At 70.2% G+C, this 17,792-nt stretch carries 21 protein-coding genes; 8 read left to right on the top strand and 13 right to left on the bottom strand.

The features are described from left to right. Positions 1–50: 50 nt before the first annotated feature. From JJ691_RS12480 to JJ691_RS12470, 3 genes are read left to right on the top strand one after another with little or no spacing between them, the layout of a single operon-like run. A complete protein-coding gene (locus tag JJ691_RS12480) occupies positions 51–728 on the top strand; it encodes a cutinase family protein (RefSeq protein WP_249227864.1) in 678 nt (225 codons plus the stop codon). Positions 729–762: 34 nt separating this feature from the next. Then, positions 763–1,863: an iron-containing redox enzyme family protein gene (locus JJ691_RS12475; protein WP_211768934.1), complete on the top strand. Its 1,101-nt coding sequence runs from the start codon at positions 763–765 to the stop codon at positions 1,861–1,863. Then, entirely contained in the window at positions 1,860–2,723 is an 864-nt protein-coding gene (locus JJ691_RS12470; protein ID WP_211768933.1) for an ATP-grasp domain-containing protein, read from the top strand. Before JJ691_RS12475 ends, JJ691_RS12470 begins: the two co-directional genes overlap by 4 nt. Before the next feature lie 76 nt (positions 2,724–2,799). Here the strand turns inward: JJ691_RS12470 and JJ691_RS12465 are convergent, their stop codons facing one another. Together JJ691_RS12465 and JJ691_RS12460 are read right to left on the bottom strand one after the other, a co-directional pair. Further along, positions 2,800–3,615: an SDR family oxidoreductase gene (locus tag JJ691_RS12465; RefSeq protein ID WP_211768932.1), complete on the bottom strand. Its 816-nt coding sequence runs from the start codon at positions 3,613–3,615 to the stop codon at positions 2,800–2,802. A 56-nt stretch (positions 3,616–3,671) separates the two neighbouring features. Continuing rightward, a complete protein-coding gene (locus JJ691_RS12460; protein ID WP_211768931.1) occupies positions 3,672–4,259 on the bottom strand; it encodes a TetR/AcrR family transcriptional regulator in 588 nt (195 codons plus the stop codon). Positions 4,260–4,306: 47 nt separating this feature from the next. On the opposite strand from JJ691_RS12460, the gene JJ691_RS12455 reads away from it, so the two are divergent. Beyond that, on the top strand, positions 4,307–4,813 hold the full coding sequence (locus JJ691_RS12455) for an AAA family ATPase (RefSeq protein WP_249228220.1): 507 nt from the start codon (positions 4,307–4,309) through the stop codon (positions 4,811–4,813). Here JJ691_RS12455 and JJ691_RS12450 read toward each other — a convergent pair. Both JJ691_RS12450 and JJ691_RS12445 read right to left on the bottom strand, forming a co-directional pair. After that, positions 4,796–5,695, bottom strand: coding sequence for a GNAT family N-acetyltransferase (locus tag JJ691_RS12450; protein WP_211768930.1), 900 nt, complete (start codon positions 5,693–5,695; stop codon positions 4,796–4,798). The two genes, JJ691_RS12455 and JJ691_RS12450, sit on opposite strands and share 18 nt — an antisense overlap. A gap of 36 nt (positions 5,696–5,731) precedes the next feature. Further along, positions 5,732–6,169, bottom strand: a complete 438-nt coding sequence (locus tag JJ691_RS12445; protein ID WP_211768929.1) for a nitroreductase family deazaflavin-dependent oxidoreductase — start codon at positions 6,167–6,169, stop codon at positions 5,732–5,734. 111 nt (positions 6,170–6,280) lie between these two features. Between JJ691_RS12445 and JJ691_RS12440 the strand changes: the two genes are divergently transcribed. Then, the gene (locus JJ691_RS12440; protein ID WP_211768928.1) at positions 6,281–6,835 is read left to right on the top strand and encodes a TetR/AcrR family transcriptional regulator; all 555 of its coding nucleotides are present in this window, start codon (positions 6,281–6,283) and stop codon (positions 6,833–6,835) included. Here the strand turns inward: JJ691_RS12440 and JJ691_RS12435 are convergent. The 4 genes from JJ691_RS12435 to JJ691_RS12420 are packed head-to-tail and all read right to left on the bottom strand — an operon-like array spanning position 6,818 to position 9,118. Then, positions 6,818–7,636: a pentapeptide repeat-containing protein gene (locus JJ691_RS12435; protein ID WP_442912723.1), complete on the bottom strand. Its 819-nt coding sequence runs from the start codon at positions 7,634–7,636 to the stop codon at positions 6,818–6,820. The genes JJ691_RS12440 and JJ691_RS12435 overlap by 18 nt on opposite strands. Next, on the bottom strand, positions 7,633–7,845 hold the full coding sequence (locus tag JJ691_RS12430; RefSeq protein WP_211772287.1) for a hypothetical protein: 213 nt from the start codon (positions 7,843–7,845) through the stop codon (positions 7,633–7,635). The genes JJ691_RS12435 and JJ691_RS12430 overlap by 4 nt, the downstream gene beginning before the upstream one ends. 21 nt (positions 7,846–7,866) lie before the next feature. After that, on the bottom strand, positions 7,867–8,481 hold the full coding sequence (locus JJ691_RS12425) for a methyltransferase domain-containing protein (protein WP_211768927.1): 615 nt from the start codon (positions 8,479–8,481) through the stop codon (positions 7,867–7,869). 4 nt (positions 8,482–8,485) lie between these two features. After that, positions 8,486–9,118, bottom strand: a complete 633-nt coding sequence (locus JJ691_RS12420) for a TetR/AcrR family transcriptional regulator (RefSeq protein WP_211768926.1) — start codon at positions 9,116–9,118, stop codon at positions 8,486–8,488. Positions 9,119–9,201: 83 nt separating this feature from the next. Here JJ691_RS12420 and JJ691_RS12415 point away from each other — a divergent pair, with 83 nt between their 5' ends. Both JJ691_RS12415 and JJ691_RS12410 read left to right on the top strand, forming a co-directional pair. Further along, on the top strand, positions 9,202–10,725 hold the full coding sequence (locus tag JJ691_RS12415; RefSeq protein WP_249227863.1) for an FAD-dependent oxidoreductase: 1,524 nt from the start codon (positions 9,202–9,204) through the stop codon (positions 10,723–10,725). A 53-nt stretch (positions 10,726–10,778) separates the two neighbouring features. Then, positions 10,779–11,213, top strand: a complete 435-nt coding sequence (locus JJ691_RS12410) for a peptidase inhibitor family I36 protein (RefSeq protein ID WP_211768925.1) — start codon at positions 10,779–10,781, stop codon at positions 11,211–11,213. A 60-nt stretch (positions 11,214–11,273) separates the two neighbouring features. On the opposite strand, the gene JJ691_RS12405 is transcribed toward JJ691_RS12410, so the two are convergent. Genes JJ691_RS12405 through JJ691_RS12390 form a run of 4 tightly spaced genes read right to left on the bottom strand, consistent with a single transcriptional unit; the run spans position 11,274 to position 15,628 of the window. Beyond that, positions 11,274–12,392, bottom strand: a complete 1,119-nt coding sequence (locus JJ691_RS12405) for a macrolide family glycosyltransferase (protein ID WP_211768924.1) — start codon at positions 12,390–12,392, stop codon at positions 11,274–11,276. Next, positions 12,392–13,573 (bottom strand): macrolide family glycosyltransferase, encoded by a 1,182-nt coding sequence (locus JJ691_RS12400; protein WP_211768923.1) that lies wholly within the window; start codon positions 13,571–13,573, stop codon positions 12,392–12,394. Before JJ691_RS12400 ends, JJ691_RS12405 begins: the two co-directional genes overlap by 1 nt. Before the next feature lie 25 nt (positions 13,574–13,598). Then, entirely contained in the window at positions 13,599–14,894 is a 1,296-nt protein-coding gene (locus JJ691_RS12395) for an amidohydrolase family protein (protein WP_211768922.1), read from the bottom strand. Beyond that, positions 14,894–15,628: an alpha/beta fold hydrolase gene (locus JJ691_RS12390; RefSeq protein WP_211768921.1), complete on the bottom strand. Its 735-nt coding sequence runs from the start codon at positions 15,626–15,628 to the stop codon at positions 14,894–14,896. Before JJ691_RS12390 ends, JJ691_RS12395 begins: the two co-directional genes overlap by 1 nt. A gap of 172 nt (positions 15,629–15,800) precedes the next feature. Here JJ691_RS12390 and JJ691_RS12385 point away from each other — a divergent pair, with 172 nt between their 5' ends. Further along, positions 15,801–17,372: a M4 family metallopeptidase gene (locus JJ691_RS12385; protein ID WP_211768920.1), complete on the top strand. Its 1,572-nt coding sequence runs from the start codon at positions 15,801–15,803 to the stop codon at positions 17,370–17,372. A 50-nt stretch (positions 17,373–17,422) separates the two neighbouring features. On the opposite strand, the gene JJ691_RS12380 is transcribed toward JJ691_RS12385, so the two are convergent. After that, on the bottom strand, positions 17,423–17,785 hold the full coding sequence (locus JJ691_RS12380; RefSeq protein WP_211768919.1) for a nuclear transport factor 2 family protein: 363 nt from the start codon (positions 17,783–17,785) through the stop codon (positions 17,423–17,425). Between the last annotated feature and the right edge of the window lie 7 nt (positions 17,786–17,792).

Here is a 17,792-nt window from a genome sequence, read left to right as displayed (position 1 = left end):
CGCCGATCCCTGTCCGGCGTCGCGCGACCACGAAAGGGTGCTGGTTGTTCATGAATTCGTTTCTCAGCTGCATGCGACACCGGCCGTCCACGCTGCTCGTCGCCTCGACCATCGCGCTGTTCGGCGCCACAGGTCTGTCCACCGCTGTCGCGCCAACCGCCTCGGCCGCCGTGTGCGCCGACGTCGACGTCGGCGTGGCTCGCGGCACCTTCGAGCCCGGCAACCTCGGCCTGATCGTCGGCGACCGGGTGTTCTCCGCCCTGCGTCACACGCTGCCGTCCACCTCGCTGAGCGGCTACCGCGTGAACTACCCGGCCAGCCTCGACCAGCCGGCTTCGGTACAGCAGGGCAACACCGATCTGGTCGCCCACGTGAGGACCCGGGCGGCGGCGTGTCCCCGCGAGCGGTTCGTCCTGGTCGGGTATTCCCAGGGCGCCAACGTGGTGGACAACGCGCTGGGTGTCAGCAGCGCCGGGGCCCTCGTCGGCGGGCCGATCGTGGCCGTCCTCCCGGCGTCGGTCGAGCTCAGGGTCGCCGCCGTTCTCCTGTTCGGCAGCCCCGGCCGTCGTATCGGCAGAAGCATCACCGGCGTCTACCAGAACCGCACCAAGGACTACTGCGCCCACGGCGACCCGGTCTGCCAGAACGGCGGCCTCAACCCGCTGGCTCATTTCAGCTACGGCAGCGACGCCGCCGACGCGGCCGCCTTCGCCGCCAGCAAGCTCTGAATCCACCACATCTCACGACAGGAAACAAACGGCAATGACCAGTATCGAATCCACGGTCAACCACCAACTCGGGACATCGCTGAGCATTGGCAAGGGGCGACCCGCGGCGACCGCGCTCTACCAGCACTACTGGCCGCCGGTCGCCCACTTCGCCGGGTTGAACGCGGAGCTGACCGACTTCATCGACTCCCCCGCCGACACCCAGAAGCGCCTCCTGGCCGGCCTGCGGCACGACGCCACCGAACACGGCCGATTCCTGCACGAGAACTTGGCCGAGCTGTACGCGTACAACTTCGGGTACCGGGACGGGGCGTGCACCGCCGACGTGGACGACGCACAGGAGATCGGCATGTTCCGGGCCAGAGTGGCGCTGGAGCGCGAACTGTTCGACCACTGGATGACACCGGAGCCGGTGCCGCACCACACCCACCAGCTCGCGGCGGCGGACTATCTGGACGAGTTGGCCGAGACCAACCCCGGCGTGGGGCATCCGCTGTTCGACTTCCTGCGCGACGAGGCCGATCCAGTGCAGCTGCTCCGTTTCCTGCAAGCCGATCTGATCCGCAACGAGGTCGTGGACGACGAGGTCGCCATGCTGGTCGTCGGCCTACAGGGCACGCAGAAGGCCGTGGCCGCGGCCAACCTGTGGGACGAGTGCGGCCGAGGCAGGCTGGAGAACTTCCACACCTACTGGCTGCGTCGCCTGCTGACGGCTACCGACGGGTGGGATCGACTCCGTACGTATCGGGCGCGGCATCCGTGGTTCGCCCGGTTCACCTCCAACACCAACGCCGCGCTCCTGACCCGGCCGGCCCGGAAGTTGGCGGCGTACGGCTGCTTCCTGGTCTTCGAAAGCTGGGTGGCGCCGCACTTTGTCGCGGTGCTGGGCGCCATGGACCGGCTTGGCATCGTCGACGACGACATCCGGATCTATTTCAGCGCCCACGTCAAGATCGATCCTCGGCACAGCCAGGAACTCGCCGACGGCCTGCGGATGCAACGGCCGGAACTGAGCGCGGACGAACTCCGCAAGGTGGTGTACGGCGCGCACCTGGCCGCCAGCGCCGGAAAACGCCAGTTCGACCACATGCTCGACCACCTGCGTGACCTGCCGATCCAGGAGCGGGTTCGATGAGCGCCAACCCAGCCGTGCGCCTGGTCACGGCAGCGCACCTGCCGGAGCTGGCGCCCGACGACCAGGAATTGTTGAAAGCGTTGCGGCGCAAGGGTATTGACACCGAGGTCGTGGTGTGGGGTGACGCCACGGTGGACTGGTCGACCGCGCGGCTGACGGTGATCCGGTCGGTGTTCGACTACCACCTGCGGTGCGCCGAGTTCCTCCGGTGGCTCGATCACGTCGAGTCCCGCACGATCGTGCACAACGCGCCGGAGATCATCAGATGGAACACGCACAAGTCCTACCTGCGTGCCGTTGCCGACGCCGGGTTCAGCACCATCCCGACCGAGTGGCTTCACCCGGGACAGCCGGTCGACCTGCGCCGGATCCGGGCCGACCGCGGTTGGGCCGAGGTGATCGTCAAGCCGGCGGTGTCGGCATCGGCGCACAACACGCTCAAGGTCACCGAGGACAACCTGGACGACGGCCAGGCGCACGCCGAACGGCTGGTCGCCGACGACCTCGCCCTGGTGCAGCCGTACCTGTACGACTTCGAAACCGTCGGCGAGACATCGGTGATCTACCTCGGCGGACAGCGGACGCACTGCGTGCGTCGGCCATCGGGCATCCACACCACACTGGAGCAGGCGCACGTCGGCGCGCCACTACAGCCGACGCAGGCCGAACTGGCGCTGGCCCAACGGGCCTTCGACTGGATCGCGCCGCAGCCGCTGTACGCACGAATCGACCTGATCGACAGCGTCGACCACGGCCTGCTCGTGCTCGAACTGGAACTGGTCGAACCAGCGCTCTATCTGCGCCATTCCACCGAAGCGACCGCCGCGTTCGCGGCCGCTGTCCAAGCACGGCTTTCCTGAAACCGTTCCCCAGCCCGGGCGACGGACACCGGTCTTTCCGGGCCCGTCGCCCAAGCCGCTCCCGTGCGGGAGATCGTCAGGCCGAACGCGAGGTCTGCTCCCAGTCCGACCAGGTCTTGACCCGCTCCGCGTAGATGTTCTGCGCGATGTCGTAGGCGGTGCCCGACAGCAGGAGCCGGCGCGGCGGGGTGTCGGCGTCGATGGCGGCGAAGACCGCGGCGGTGGTGTCGTCCGGGCCCGGCCGGTTGTCGGCCATCGAGGCCCGGCGCTGGCCCATGGCGTCACGCAGCGGCTGGTAGGCCGGGTTGGGCTCGGAGTGCGCGGCCGAGGAGCCGCCCCAGTCGGTGGCGTAGCCGCCGGGCTCGATGATCGTCACCTTGATGCCGAAGCCGGCGACCTCCTGGGCCAGCGCCTCGCTGAAGCCCTCCAGGGCCCACTTCGAGGAGTTGTAGATGCCGACCGTGGGGAACGCGGCCACGCCGCCGATGCTGGAGATCTGCACGATGTGGCCGGAGCCCTGCTCGCGCATCAGCGGGATGGCGGCCTGCGTCACCCACAGCGCGCCGAACAGGTTGGTCTCGAACTGGGCGCGGGCCTCGTCCTCGGTGATCTCCTCGATGAAGCCGAAGTGGCCGTAGCCGGCGTTGTTGACCACGATGTCCAGCCGGCCGAAGTGGGCGTGCGCCTGCCGCACGGCGGCGATGTCGGCGGCCCGGTCGGTGACGTCCAGCTGGATGGGCAGCAGGGCGTCGCCGAAGGTCTCGGCCAGGTCCTTCAACGTGGCCACGTCGCGGGCGGTGGCGGCGACCTTGTCGCCGCGCTCCAGGGCGGCCTTGGTCCAGCTGCGGCCGAAGCCGCGGGAGGCGCCGGTGATGAACCAGATCTTGCTCATGGGGACGCGTCCTTCCCGCGCCGCGGCTCGCGCGGCGCCGGCGGTACAAAGGGCTGCTAGTTGTCGAATCCGGTGCTGGCCCGGGCGAAACAGGCGCGGGCGATCTCCAGCAGGCGGTCGAAGCCGTCGTCGGGCGACCACATCGCGTAGGCCGTGCCCATCACGGCCTGCACGGTGTGCAGCATCAGGGTGTTGTCCAGCTCGTGGCCGGGGCCCGAGCGCTCGGCGATCCAGTCGCTCAGCTCGGTGCGGAACATCTCGCCGTGCTCGCGGGTCGACTCCGCCAGTTTCGGCGAGGTCTGCTTGAGCCGCTTCTGCACGACCAGCCGGTCGGAGAAGGTCGCCATGTAGCCCAGCGCGACTTCCCGCAGCGCCGACCACACCGGCTCGTCAGCCGGCCGGTCCCGCATCAGGGCCCGCCACACCTCCGGCTCCCCCGGGTCCGGGTCCAGCACCACGGCTTCCTTGGTCGGGAAGTAGTTGAACATCGTGCTGCGCGACACGTTCGCCGCCGCCGCGATCTCCTCGATGCTCACCGCGTCGTACCCGCGCTCCTCGATCAGCCGCAGCGCCGCCGCCCGGATCGCCCGCCAGGTCTGCAGCTTCTTGCGCGCTCGCAGTCCCTGCCCGTCACCATCGGCCACGTGTCCCACCGTAGGGGAAACTTAGACTCAGTGCAACGTTGATCGGAGTGCAAATCATGCTGGTCGTGCTGCGGGGCAACTCCGGCTCGGGAAAGTCGACGGTCGCCCGCGCCGTGCGGGCCCGGGCCGACCGGGTCGCCCTCGTGCAACAGGACGTCGTGCGCCGCCAGGTGCTGCACGAGCAGGACGTGCCGGGCGGCGCGAACATCGGACTGCTGGACCTGATCACCCGCTACGCGCTCGGCCACGGCTATCACGTGGTCCTGGAGGGCATCCTCGACGCCGGCCGCTACGGCGTCATGCTGCGCGACCTGGCCCGCGACCATGGCGGGGTGTTCTTCTACCTCGACGTGTCGTTCGAGGAGACCGTCCGACGACATGCCACCCGGCCCGAGGTGGCGGAGTTCTCGGCGGCGCGCATGCGCGGCTGGTACCGGGAAAGGGACCTGCTGGTGGACCCGGCGGAGCGGATCATCCCCGAGTCCACTCCCCTGGACGTCAGCGTTGACCTCGTCGCTGAGGTGCTGAACGCGAGGTCAGCGGGTGGCCGGTGAGAAGTCGTCGGGGTCGGCGGCGGCCTCGAAGTCGGCGGGGGTGGCGTCGGTGTTGTCGTAGTCGACGACGATGCGCCAGCGGCCGTCGGTCTTGCGGGTGAAGGTGTGGAAGTGGCCGTGGAAGACGGCGGAGTCGCCGTCGGCGCGGGTGCCGGTGAGGCGGTAGACGCCGCGTTCGCTGGCCAGGACGCCGTCGGTGATGCGCTCGGTGAAGCGGAACTCGATGGCGACGCTGCTGCCCCGCGCGGTCAGGTCGGCTCGCCAGGCGCGGCTGGCGGCAGCGTAGGTGGGGAAGTCGAGCACGGTCTGGCCGGGGCCGCCGGCGCGGATGAGGTCGGGGGCGTGCAGGGCGAGGAACGCCTCGGTGTCGCCGGCGGCGTGCGCGGCGCGGTAGGGCCGCCAGATCTGGGCGTTGAGCTCGGCCAGCGATCGGGCGACGGGCCCGCCGTGGACCATGGTGAGTGGGCCGTCGCCCTGTCCGTCGACGACAAACCCGTTGCGGCGGTAGAGATCCAGGGCGGGGACGTTGGCGGCGAAGACCTCCAGCCGCACGGTCCGCTCCCCCGCCCAGTCCAGCAGTTCGCCGACGAGGGCGTCGCCAAGGCCGCGGCCGCGGGCGGGCGGTGCGACCCACAGGGACACCAGCTCGACGCTGCCGTCGGGGTTGTCGGCGGCGCCGATCATGCCGGCCGGCTTGTCCTCGGCGAGGGCGACCAGGTGCAGGGCGCCGGCGGCGAGGCGGTTGCGCCAGCGCAGCTCGGAGGCGTCGCGCCAGTCGTCCAACGTCGAGGTGAACGCGTGCGGGGCGTCGGCGAGCGCGGCCAGTCGCAGCTCCCGCCAGATGGCCCAGTCGTCGACGCCCACAGCGCGCACGGTGATCATGCCGACCACCCTAGCCAGGGCGTCCGGCGGAGACGGTCAGTTGACCGGTTCCAGCACGAAAACCGGGATCTCGCGGTCGGTCTTGGTCTGGTACTGGTCGTAGTCCGGCCAGACCTGCGCGGCGCGGCCCCACCACAGGGCCCGCTCCTCGCCGGCCAGCTCGCGGGCCCGGTAGTCCTTCTTCACGGTCTTGTCCTGCACCTCGACCAGCGGGTTGGCCTTGAAGTTGTGGTACCAGACCGGGTGCGTGGGCGCGCCGCCCTGGGAGGCGACCGCGGCGTAGACGCCGTCGTGCTCGACCCGCATCACCGGGTTCTTGCGCAGCTTGCCGGACTTGGAGCCGACGGAGGTGACGACGATGACCGGCACGCCCCGCAACTCGGTGCCCTCGGTGCCGCCGGACCGCTCGTACTTCTCGACCTGCTCCCGCACCCAGTCGGAGGGGCTCGGCTCGTACTCGCCCTGCAAAGGCATGGCTTCTGCTCCAAAGTGAGAGGGGGTAACGCTGTCCACCTTGCTCCGTTCACCTGCCGGTCGTCAAGTGACTCACTTGCCGCTGGAAGGTGAAAATGCGAGGATGCGACGGTGACCGGAGTCCGCGCCGAACAGGCCCGCCGCACCCGCGCCGGCATCCAGGCCGCCGCGCTGGCGTTGTTCGCCGCCCGCGGCTATGACGCCACCTCGTTACAGGACATCGCCGACGAGCTGGGCCTGACCAAGGCGGCGGTGTACTACCACTTCCCCAGCAAGCTGGAGCTGCTGCAGTCGATCTGCGAGCCGGTCTACGAGAGCGTGTCGGCGATCATCGCCCGCAGCGCCGAGCAGGGCTCCCGGCAGCGGCGCATCGACGTGCTGGCCGAGGGTTTCGCCGATCTGACGGTGTCGCGCCGGTCCACGATCAGCGTGCTGGCCGCGGATCCGGTGATGCACGGCCGGATGAAGGCCGCCAGCAAGATGGACGACCTGCTCGACCAGGCCGCCCGCGTCCTCTATGGCGACGCCCCGACGCCCGACCAGGTGCTGGCGGTGCGGGCGATCGCGCCGCTGAGCGACAGCATCTCGGCGTTGCCGGAGCTGGGCGACGAGCAGGCCCGCGAGGTGTTGTGCCGGGCGGTGAAGCGGCTACTTCCCCGCCGCTGAGGACCAGTGCGCCGGCCGGTGCACGCTGTCCGGAATCCGGGTGGCGGCGTCGCCGCGGGCGGCGTTGATCTGGGACTGGGTGAGGAACAGCGTGTCGGAGAGGTCGGCCCCGCGCAGGTCGGCGTCCCGGAAGTCCGCGCCGATGACGTCGGCCAGCCGCAGGTCCGCGCCGCGCAGGTCGGCGGCGATCAGGTAGGCGCTGCGGAGGTTGGCACCGGCCAGGTTGGCGTCCTTGAGCTTCGCGCCCATGAGGTCGGCGCCGCGGCGGTCCGGCTTCTTGCCCTTGACGGTGGCCCGGGTCAGCTCGCTGGCCTTGAGCAGCAACTCGTTGACGTCCTTGCGGTGCGCGGGAATGTCGACCGCCAGCAGGGTGTCCGATGTGGACAGTGTGATCTGCTCGATCTGCTCGTAGGCGGCGGTGATGCGGGCGTGCAGCGAGCGGGCCGGGGCGAGGGTGCGGGCCTGGGCCAGGTACCAGAGCAGTTCGTGCAGGTGCAGCATGACCGTGAACGCGTCGAACATGTGCCGGCGGTCGGCGGCCGGGGCCTCGCGCCAGCCGGCGCCGCCGAAGGTGGTCTGGGAGACCTTCTGCCCGGCGCCGAAGCAGTCGAACACCGTGCAGCCGGGGAAGCCCTTGGCCCGCAGGTCGGTGTGGATGCCGCAGCGGTGGTCGGCCAGCAGGTTGCGGCAGGGCGTGCCGGCGTTCTTGGTGATCGCGAAGTCGGCGGAGGCGGTGAAGGGCAGCGCGACGCAGCAGAGGGCGAAGCAGTTGGAGCAGTCGGCGCGCAGGTCGTCGGTCACGGCGTCCAGTATGGTCGAGCGGCCGTCACCGAATACGCCGGCAGGGCCGGGTTTCCGCGCGGGCGGGCGGTGGCGCGGATCAGGTCGGCCTGGGTGGTGACCAACCGTCGGATCTCGGTCGGCAGGGCCGACATGTGCGCGGTGTCGGCGACGTAGTCCAGGGTCGCGGCGATCTCCCAGTCGGCGTCCTGCATGCCGTCGGCGTCCACGGTCTGGGTGGTCTCGATCCGTCAGCCGGCGTCCTCGGCGGCGCGGTGCAGGTCGTCGCGGCCGAAGACGGTGCGGACGTTGCCCTCGCCGCGTGCGCCGCCGGCCTCGATCTGGCCCTGTGCCAGCACGGCCAGCAGGTGCGGGACCTGCTCGACGGTCGTGGGCCGGAGGTCCCATTCGGACAGGCACAGCCGCCGGGCCCACGGCCGCACCCGGGCCAGGGTGTCGCGCAACTGCTCGTACGAGGCGAAGTACCAGGAGCACTGGGACAGCACGACGTGGTCGAAGGAGCCCTCCGGGAAGCTGGCTTCCAGCACGTCGGTGGCGAACCGGATCTCGATGCGCTCGCCCAGCGGGCCGGCGAGCAGGTGGGCGGCCGACTGGCCGAGGGTGACCGGCGCGCCGTAGGAGGGGTCGGCGATGTCGACGCCCACCACGCGGCCGTCGGGGCCGACGGCGTCGGCGAGCACGGCGGTCATGTCGCCCTGGCCGCAGCCGATCTCCAGCACCGACGAGCCCGGCGCGATCTTCCAGCTGTCGGCCAGTCCGAGCCGGAATCGGGTCTGCACGGCCTGCACCGCAGGGTTCAACGCGCTGGCGGCCATCAGCGCGGCGATCTGTTCGGCCCGGTCCACAGCGTCAGGCGCTACCCAGGCCTGGCCCGCGCGGCCCAGCGAATATGAGGGGTAGGAACAGCTCGTCGACGATCGACCGGATGCGGGACGGCGGCAGCGGCTTGAGTTCCATGAGCAGGTCGTGGCGCACCAGGTCGAACGGCATGTCCAGCACGGCGGCTGGGATGCGGGCCAGGTCGATCTCGCCGCGGTCGTGGGCCCGTTGGTAGAGGGCTCGGATCGGGGGGAGCCGCCGGGCGTCCATGATCCGGTCGCGGGCCTGCGCGGGGGTCAGTCCGGTGTCGGCCATCAGCCCGGCGAAGGCGGTGGCCATGGCGATGGCGAAGTAGCCGGCCAGGGCCTCGCTCACGGCCGTCAGGTGGGCCAGCAGGTCGCCGCGCAGGGTGCCGGTGTCGGGCTCGACGACCGGGTTGGCGGTGCGATGGTGCTCGATCGCCGCGAGCACGAGCTGGTCCTTGTTGGCCCAGCGCCGGTAGAGCACGGCCTCGCTGGTGCGGGCCCGCACGGCGATCGACTCCATGGTCAGGCGGGCGTAGCCGACCTCGACCAGCTCCTCCCACCCGGCGGCGAGCAGCGCCGACTCCAGCTCCTTGCCGTGCCGTCGACGGCGGACGGGTTCGGACGCCTCGGTGACCACCCTCTCAGGTTAGATAGTCTTTCCTTTCTTATCAAGGAGGCCTAGGGTAGTTAGGAAGGGATTCCTTTCTTAGGTGGGGTGGGATGAGCGAGACGATGGGTGAGACGTCGGTGCTGATCGTCGGCGCGGGGCCGACCGGGTTGACGCTGGCCTGTGAGCTGGCCCGCCGCGGCGTCTCGTTCCGGCTGGTCGACGCGACCCCCGGCCCGCAGCCCGGGTCGCGCGGCAAGGGGGTTCAGCCACGCAGCCTGGAGGTGTTCGACGATCTGGGGGTCGTGGACCGCGTGATCGCCCACGGCCGGCTGGCGATGCCGATCCGGTCGACCGGCGCTGACGGCCAGGTGACGATGAGCGGCGACGACGGGTACCGGGACCGGCCCGACATTCCTTATCCGGCAACGTTGATCACGCCCGAGTGGCGGATCGAGGAGGCGCTGCGGCTGCGGCTGGCGGAGCTTGGCGGCACCGTTGAGTTCGGGACCGCGCTCGACAGCTTCGAGCAGTCGGACGAGGGCGTGCGGGCGGTGGTCGTCAAGGGCGGCGAGGTCGAGACGGTCGCCGCGCGGTGGCTGGTCGGGTGCGACGGCGGGCACAGCGTGGTCCGCAAGCAGGCCGGCATCGCCTTCGAGGGCGAGACCCGCGACGAGGTGCGGATGATCGTCGCCGATGTGGCGGTCGACGGCCTGGACCGCGAGGTGTGGCACATGTGGCGGCACGAAGAGGGCATGGTCAACCTGTGCCCGCTGCCCTCCACCGACGTCTTCCAGTACCAGGCGTCCATCGGTCCGGGGCAGGATCCGGCGCTCAGCCTGGCCAACATGCAGGCGATCCTCGATCGGCGCAGCGGCCGCACGGACGTCCGCCTGCGCGAGCCGGAGTGGTCGTCGTTGTGGCGGGCCAACATCCGACTCGTCGACCGCTATCGCGAGGGTCGGGTGTTCCTGGCCGGCGACGCGGCGCACATCCGCTCACCGGCCGGCGGTCAGGGCATGAACACCGGCATCCAGGACGCCCACAACCTCGGCTGGAAACTCGCAGCGGTCGTGAACGGCGCTCCGCCGGCGTTGCTCGACAGCTACGAGGCCGAGCGGCGGCCGGTCGCGGTCGGCGTCCTCGCGTTGTCCAACGCCCGTCTCGCGCAGGCGATCGAGCAGAAGGGCGTCCCCGTCCGCCGCGACGCGGACACGATGCAGCTCACGGTGAACTATCGCGGCTCCGCTCTCGCGCTCGACGACCGTGACGAGACCGCACGGCTCCGGGCCGGCGACCGCGCCCCCGACGCGACCAAGCTGGCGACACTCGATGGCGAACGGCGGCTGTTCGACCTGACCCGCGGCGGCCGGTTCACCTTGCTGTGCTTCGGGCCCACGCTCGACGTACCCGGCCTCAGGACCCTCCACGTCGTCGCCCAACCGACCGGCCCCGACGACATCGCCGACACCGAAGGCCACCTGGCCGCCGCCTACGGCGCGACCGACCGCACGCTGGTGCTGATCCGCCCGGACGGCTATGTCGGCGTGATCTCCGACGCCGGCGACGTCTCGGCGGTGTCGGCCTATCTGGCTGCCCTGAGCTGGGACAAGGACGGCGCGATGACAGGTCGATGACGATCCTCGGCACGGTTGTGCCAGCCACAGCACAACCGACAAGGGGAGCACGGATGCGCAAGCTCATCTCGAAGGTGTTGATCGTCGCGGCGGCGGTGAGCGGGTTGGCGGTGACGGCGGCGTTGCCGGCCAGCGCGGCCCCGACGTGTCCGGCCGGGCACTCCTGCTTCTGGTCCGGCGCCAACTACACCGGCTACAAGTGGGACGACGGCGGCCACAGCACCCCGAACTGGGGAGCCGTCCACTACACGGGCACGAACATCCCGCTGTGGGGCGGTGACGGCCTGGAGACCAACGTCAGCTCGATGATCAACCGCGACGTCGACTCCTACGTCTCGATCTACTACAACTCCGGCTACCACGGCCCGTGCGCCTTCGTGGTGCCGAACGGCAACGTGCCCGACTTCCGCCGCGTGACGCTGCCGGACGGCACGCCGATGAACGACCGGATGAACTCCCACCGCTACAACGATCACTGCAGCGGCTGACGGGCTGTGGCGGGCGAGGGATGGTGGCAGCGGGTCCTGCCGATCATCCCTCGCCCGCTGTCAGGCGCTACCGGGCAATGCCGCCTCCACTGCGTCGGCGGCGGCTGTCGCACCGCCGGCGGCGCGAAGGTCGTCGGCCATGGTGGCGAGGTTGGCGCGGATGTCCTTGTCCTGGGCCACTTCCGTCACGGTGACGGCTAGTTCGGCCAGGTCGGTGAGGACCCGGCCGAAGCCGAGGGCGACCAACTGGTCGGCGTTGGCGGCCTGTTCGGGGGTCAGCGGGTGGGCGATCATGGGGACCTGGCTGAGCAGGGCCTCCATGACGGAGTTCATGCCAGCGTGGGTGAGAAACGCCGTGGCGTGCCGGAGGACCGCCTGCTGCGGGAAGAAGGGCCGGACCTCGAAGTTGGACGGGATCTCCCCCACCGCGGCGAGGTCGACCTGGTCGCCGACGGCCATCGCCACGTGCCAGTCGGTGTCGGCGAACGCCGCGACGACGGCGCGGAAGAAGTCCGGGTGGTCGTTGAACACCGTGCCCAGCGACACGAACAACACCTTGTCGGCGGAGGCCGGCGGCTGCCAGTCCTCGCGCTGCTCGGCCAGGGTGGGCCCGACGAACACGTAGGAGTCGTCGAAGGTGTCGCCGGCGAGCTGGAACCGCCGGGGCAGGAACACGATCTGCCGCCGCGGGGTGGGCGGCTCCATCGGCACGCCGAGGTCGGCGACGAGCTGGGACTGGGCGGCCAGGTACTCGCTGGTGTCGAAGTCCGGCGGCATCATCAGCGCGAAGAGGTTGAACGAGGCGTTGCTGGCGTGGGTGGGCACGGTGGCGACGGTCGGCACGCCGAGCCGGTGCGCGAGCAGCGGCGCGTAGGGCGTGAACCAGTCGTAGCAGAGCAGGTCGGCCGGGTCGTCGGTGAACGTCTTCTCCAGCCCCGGCAGCACTGCCCGGGACGCATCGACGCTGGCCAGCATCTGATCGTTCATGGTGCCGGTGGGCCGCACGGACTCGCCGCTGCCGGGCAACGCGGTGGCGCCGGCGGCGGCGATCGCGTCGGCCGAGACGCCGCCGCTGGAGTAGGTGACGCGGTGCCCGCGGCGGACGAGTTCGGCGACCAGCGGCAGCGTCGGGTTGACGTGGCCGGCGGCCGGCAGCGAGACGAACGCGAGATGTGCCATCAGCGCACCAGCTCCTCGATGGCGTCGGCACCGGCCGCGGGGCCGCCGGCGTCGCGTACGTGTCCGGCCATGGTCGCGAGGTTGGCGCGAATCTCCTTGTCCACGGCCACTTCCTCGACGACGTGGCGCAGTTCGTCCGGGTCGACGTCGCGGCTGATGTCCAGTAGCCGGCCCAGGCCGAGCTCCTGCACGCGCCGGCCGTTGGCGGCCTGCTCCGGGATCTGCGGGTAGGACACGATCGGCACCTCCCGCATGATGGCCTCCATGGTGGAGCCCATGCCGCTGTGGGAGAGGAAAACGTCGGTGTGCCGCAGCACCTCGGGCTGCGGGAAGTAGGGCCGCACGTCGAAGTTGGCCGGGATCTCCCCCAGCTGGGCGATGTCGACCTGGTGCCCGACGGCCATGGCCACGTGCCAGTCGCCACCGCCGAACGCCTTGATCACCGTGCCGAAGAAGTCGGCACGGTCGTTGACCACGGTGCCCAGGGCCACGAACAGCACCTTCGACGCGCCGGCCGGCGGCTGCCAGTCGTGCTCGTGCTCGCGGTTGCCGAAGGAGGGGCCGATGAAGCGGAACTCGGGGCCGAACACCTCGCCCTGGATCTGGAACTCGCGCGGGATCAGCACCAGGTTCAGGTCGGCGGTCTGGGCGGCGCCGGTCACCGACGACACCGGCACGCCGAAGTCGGCGGCCAGCTCGTGCATCTCGGCGACGAACTGGCGGAAGGTCGGGTGCTGCGGGTCGAAGTCGGGCGGCAGCAGCACGGTGGAGATGTCGAACTTGTCGTTGCCGGCAAAGTTGGGGAACGTCGACACCGACGGCAGGCCCAGCTTGGCCGCGAGCATCGAGCCCAGCACGGTGACCGCGTCGTGCACGATCAGGTCCGGCCGGTCGGCGGTGAGCCGCTCGTGAGTCCTGGGCAACACCTGCTTGGTGTGGCGGATGCTGGCCACCAGCATGTCGGCCAGCTCGCCGGTGGTCTGTCCGCCCTTGGATGCCTTGACCTTCTCCGGGTACCAGTCCACGGGAACCAGCTCCGCCCCCGAGTCGGCGATCACGTCGCGGTAGTCGGGAGAGGTGGCGTAGCTGACCCGGTGCCCGCGCCGGGTCAGCTCCTGCACCAGTGGCAGGGTCGGGTAGATGTGGCCGGACGCGGGCACGGTGACGAACACGATGTGCATGGCGGTGACTCCCCCAGTGAAACGGTTACTCCGATTCTGTCCGGGGACGCCATGATCCGTCGAGTGGAATGCCGGCGGCCGCGGCAATCCGGTTGCGCGACTCCAGTATCCTGCTCCTGAGTGTCGGCAGGTCCACGCCGACGAGCGCGCCGTCCCGCTTGACCACGCGGCCGGCCACCACAACGGTGTCGACCAGGCCGGGATGGCCGGCGGCGACGATGGTGCCGGCCGGGTTGTTGAAGGGGAAGACGCTGAGGTCGTCGGCCCGCAGCAGGACGATGTCGGCGTCCTTGCCCGGAGTGAGACTGCCCGTTCGGGCGAACAGTCCGCACGCCCGGGCGCCGTCCACGGTGGCGAACTCGAGCAGGTCACGGGAATTCAGGCTGCCGTCCAACCCGCGCTGCACGGCGAAGGCGGTGCGCAGGGTCGCGAACATGTCGCCGCCGGCCGACGGGCAGTCGTCGATGGAGAACGTGGGCCGCAGCCCGGCGGCCAGCATGCGGCCGGTCTCCGGCCAGCCGAAGCCCATCTTCACCTCGACGTCCGGGCTGATCGACACCGAGCAGCCGGCGTCGGCCAGCATGCGCAGCTCGTCGTCCTCGACTCCGTTGGCGTGGATGAACGTCGTGTTCTCGTGCAGCAGACCATGTTCGCGCATCGCCGACACCGGACGGCTGCCGCGGGCGCCGCCGGATCCGACGTGCACACTGGTCCGCAGGCCGACTTCTCCTGCCAGCCTGAGATCCGCGGCGGCAATGTCCATTGTGGTCAGTTGCGGGCCGCGCCAGGCCAACGCGAGCGTGACCAGGCCGTCGGCGGCGAAGCGTCCCAGTTCCGCCTCGTCGACCGGCCGGTCCGGGCCGGCTCCCGCGCACAGGGCGAAGACCGATCGCGCCGGGGCGTCCTTGAGGCCTTGCCAGGCGGCGTCGGCGTGCTCGGGACTCTGGTTGGCGTGGAACCAGTCCAGCATGGTGGTGACGCCGGAGTTCAGCGCCTCCAGGCGGCCGAGCAGGTTGCCGAGGTAGATGTCCTCCGGGCTGTAATGCGGTTTGAGCGTGCCGTGCATGGCCGTGCGGTACTCGGCGAACGTCCAGTCCGCGCCGATGCCGCGAAACGCCGTCTGCCAGGTGTGCCGGTGGGTGTCGACGAAACCGGGCAGCACGATCCGGTCGGTCGCGTCGATCACCTCGGCGTCCGGCGCGTCGATCCGCGCGGCCACCTCCGTGATCACGCCGTCGGTGATCAGCACGTCGCCGCGGCCGAGATCGCCGACGGCCGGGTCCATGCTGATCACGGTGCCGCCGCTGAGCAGGGTCCTCATCAGGTGAGCGCCTCCACGAACGCCTTGGGGTTGTCCAGCATCATGTTGTGGCCGCCGCCGGGGATCACCGTCACGGCCACACCGGAGTCGATCATCTCCTGCTCGTCGACCGGGCGGGGGCTGAGCTCCCCCAGCAGGAACGTGCGGGGAATGGTCAGCGCGCACAGGCTGCGCAGGAACCAGCGATCCCGGGGGCCGGCCAGTGACGTGGCGCTGCGGTGCATCGCGGCCGGGTCGGCCTGCCGCATGGTGGCCGCCCACTGCGGCCCGACCCCGCCGAGAATCCGCTGGTGCATCGTCGGCACGTACTCGTCCTCCGGGTAAGCCGCGATACGGGCGCTCATCGAGCGCGCCCCGGACGGCCGCAGGTTCGCCTCGGCCAGGACCAGCTCCCCGACCAGCTCGGGGTGACGCTCCGCAAGCAGGATGGCGACCGCCCCGCCCATGCTGTGCCCCACCACCCGCACGGCATGCAGATCCACACCCCGTAGCAGCGTGGCGACGGTGTCGGCGTGCTCCTCCATGGTGTAACCGAACTCCGCCGGACGGTCGCTGAGCCCGAAACCGAGGAAGTCCACCAGCAGCGACCGTCGGCCGGTGGCCGCCGCCACCTGCGCGAAGTACGCCGGCGCCGACGACCCCAGCCCGTGCAGGTAGACGGTGGCCGGCTCCGCCCCCGCCAGCTCCACCCAGCGCATCCGGGCCCCGTCCGGACCCACCTCCAGATCACGCACCGTCATCCCCCTTCGGCCAACCCATCTTTAACTGTCAACGTCCCATGTCACTGCAAGGGATTTCCCTATTACGTACCGTGTTCACTTCTCGGCAGGATCGAACTCGTTCCCGATGTCCGTTCCGTCCTTATCAGGCCGGATCGGCACCCTGCACCAGGAACGAGGAGACTCGATGAAACGTGTGACCCTGTGCTGCGCCGCGGCCGTCACGGTCGCCCTGGCCAGCACCGTCGCCGGGTTCGCCACCGCCACCGCGGCCCCGGCCAACCCGCTTCTCGCCCGGCAGGAGGCACTGCAGTCCGCGCAGGACCAGGCCCCCTCGCTGGCCGGCACGCTGGGCCTGGGCAGCCAGGAGAAGCTGGTCGTCAAGGACGTCGTCACCGACTCCGACGGTACCCGGCACCTGCGCTACGACCGCACCTACAACGGCATGCGCGTGCTCGGCGGCGACCTGATCGTCGACCAGACCGCCGCCGGCTCGGTCCGCGGCGTCACCTACGCCAACAGCGCCCGCATCGCGCCGGCCGCGACCCCGAAGCTGTCGGCCAACACCGCCGCTTCCGAGGCCGCCGCCTCCGTCACCGGGTCCAACCTGGCCAAGTCCGCGCCGCAGCTGGTCGTCTACGCGGTCGACACCGCGCCCACCCTGGCCTACGAGACCGTGGTGACCGGCCTGAAGGCCGACCAGACGCCGATCGAGCAGCACGTGTTCACCGACGCCGCCAGCGGCAGGGTGCTGTACTCCTACGACGGCATCGAGGAGGCCACCGGCACCGGCAACACCGAGTACTCCGGCACCGTCTCGCTGACCACCACCCAGTCCGGCAGCAGCTACCAGCTCAAGGACGGCACCCGCGGCAACCAGCAGGTCAACAACCTCAACCACGGGACCAGCACCGGCACCCTGGTGACCAGCACCAACAACGTCTTCGGCGACGGCAAGGCGGCCACCGCCAACACCGCGGCCGCCGACGCCGCCTACGGCGCGGCCGAGACGTGGGACTTCTACAAGAACACCTTCGGCCGCAACGGCATCAAGAACGACGGCGTCGGCGCGCTGAGCAAGGTGCACTACAGCAACTCCTACGTCAACGCCTTCTGGTCCGACGCCTGCTTCTGCATGACCTACGGCGACGGCCAGAACAACGCCCGCCCGCTGACCGCGCTGGACGTGGCCGGCCACGAGATGTCGCACGGCGTCACCTCCGCCACCGCCGGCCTGGTCTACTCCGGCGAGTCCGGCGGCCTCAACGAGGGCACCAGCGACATCTTCGGCACCATGGTCGAGTGGTACGCCAAGAACGCCTCCGACCAGGGCGACTACCTGATCGGTGAGAAGATCGACATCTTCGGCAACGGCAAGCCGCTGCGCTACATGGACCAGCCCTCCAAGGACGGCAACTCGGCCGACTACTGGTCCTCCACCGTCGGCAACAAGGACGTGCACTACTCCTCCGGTGTGGCCAACCACTTCTTCTACCTGCTGGCCGAGGGCAGCGGCGCCAAGACCATCAACGGCGTCGCCTACAACAGCCCGACCTCCAACGGCCAGGCCGTGACCGGCATCGGCCGCGACAAGGCCGCCGCCATCTGGTTCCGCGCCCTGACCACCAAGTTCACCTCCACCACCAACTACTCCAAGGCCCGCGCCGGCACGCTGGCCGCCGCGTCCGACCTCTATGGCGCCACCAGCGCCGAGTACAAGGCCGTGGCCGCCGCCTGGTCCGGCGTCAACGTGAACTGACGCTCTGACAAGGGAAGGGCCCTGGTCCACTGTGGACCAGGGCCCTTTCGTCACACCCGGAAGTAGTCGCGGTAGTGCACGATCTTGCCGTCGCGGACCCGGATCACCACGATGTAGGGCACCGCGACCCCGCCGGACATGTCGCGGGTGAACTCGGCGATCACCACCTCCGGATCGGCGCTCTGGTGCACCACCACGTCCCGGAAGTCGCTGCGGCTGCCCTGGACCCGGTCGGCCATGCCCCGGTAGAACTCGCGAAGCTGGTCGCCACCCTCCATTCGGGACGGGAAGCCCGGATACGGGTACATCCACTCCATCACCATGTCGTCGGCGAGCAGTTCCAGGTACGCCTCGAGATCACCGCTGGCGCTGGCCTGCCGGACCAACTCGAACACCTCGGCCGCTGTGGGCATGTCGACT

The organism is Kutzneria sp. CA-103260, from assembly GCF_018263855.1.
Taxonomy (GTDB): domain Bacteria; phylum Actinomycetota; class Actinomycetes; order Mycobacteriales; family Pseudonocardiaceae; genus Kutzneria.
This window is presented reverse-complemented; position numbering and strand designations above follow the sequence as displayed.

Bases quoted from the DNA above. Each gene is read 5' to 3' on its own strand.
- JJ691_RS12480 (WP_249227864.1), top strand. From the start codon at position 51: ATGAATTCGTTTCTCAGCTGCATGCGACACCGGCCGTCCACGCTGCTC.
- JJ691_RS12475 (WP_211768934.1), top strand. From the start codon at position 763: ATGACCAGTATCGAATCCACGGTCAACCACCAACTCGGGACATCGCTG.
- JJ691_RS12470 (WP_211768933.1), top strand. From the start codon at position 1,860: ATGAGCGCCAACCCAGCCGTGCGCCTGGTCACGGCAGCGCACCTGCCG.
- JJ691_RS12465 (WP_211768932.1), bottom strand. From the start codon at position 3,615: ATGAGCAAGATCTGGTTCATCACCGGCGCCTCCCGCGGCTTCGGCCGC.
- JJ691_RS12450 (WP_211768930.1), bottom strand. From the start codon at position 5,695: ATGATCACCGTGCGCGCTGTGGGCGTCGACGACTGGGCCATCTGGCGG.
- JJ691_RS12445 (WP_211768929.1), bottom strand. From the start codon at position 6,169: ATGCCTTTGCAGGGCGAGTACGAGCCGAGCCCCTCCGACTGGGTGCGG.
- JJ691_RS12415 (WP_249227863.1), top strand. From the start codon at position 9,202: ATGAGCGAGACGATGGGTGAGACGTCGGTGCTGATCGTCGGCGCGGGG.
- JJ691_RS12410 (WP_211768925.1), top strand. From the start codon at position 10,779: ATGCGCAAGCTCATCTCGAAGGTGTTGATCGTCGCGGCGGCGGTGAGC.
- JJ691_RS12405 (WP_211768924.1), bottom strand. From the start codon at position 12,392: ATGGCACATCTCGCGTTCGTCTCGCTGCCGGCCGCCGGCCACGTCAAC.
- JJ691_RS12400 (WP_211768923.1), bottom strand. From the start codon at position 13,573: ATGCACATCGTGTTCGTCACCGTGCCCGCGTCCGGCCACATCTACCCG.
- JJ691_RS12395 (WP_211768922.1), bottom strand. From the start codon at position 14,894: ATGAGGACCCTGCTCAGCGGCGGCACCGTGATCAGCATGGACCCGGCC.
- JJ691_RS12385 (WP_211768920.1), top strand. From the start codon at position 15,801: ATGAAACGTGTGACCCTGTGCTGCGCCGCGGCCGTCACGGTCGCCCTG.
- JJ691_RS12380 (WP_211768919.1), bottom strand. From the start codon at position 17,785: ATGCCCACAGCGGCCGAGGTGTTCGAGTTGGTCCGGCAGGCCAGCGCC.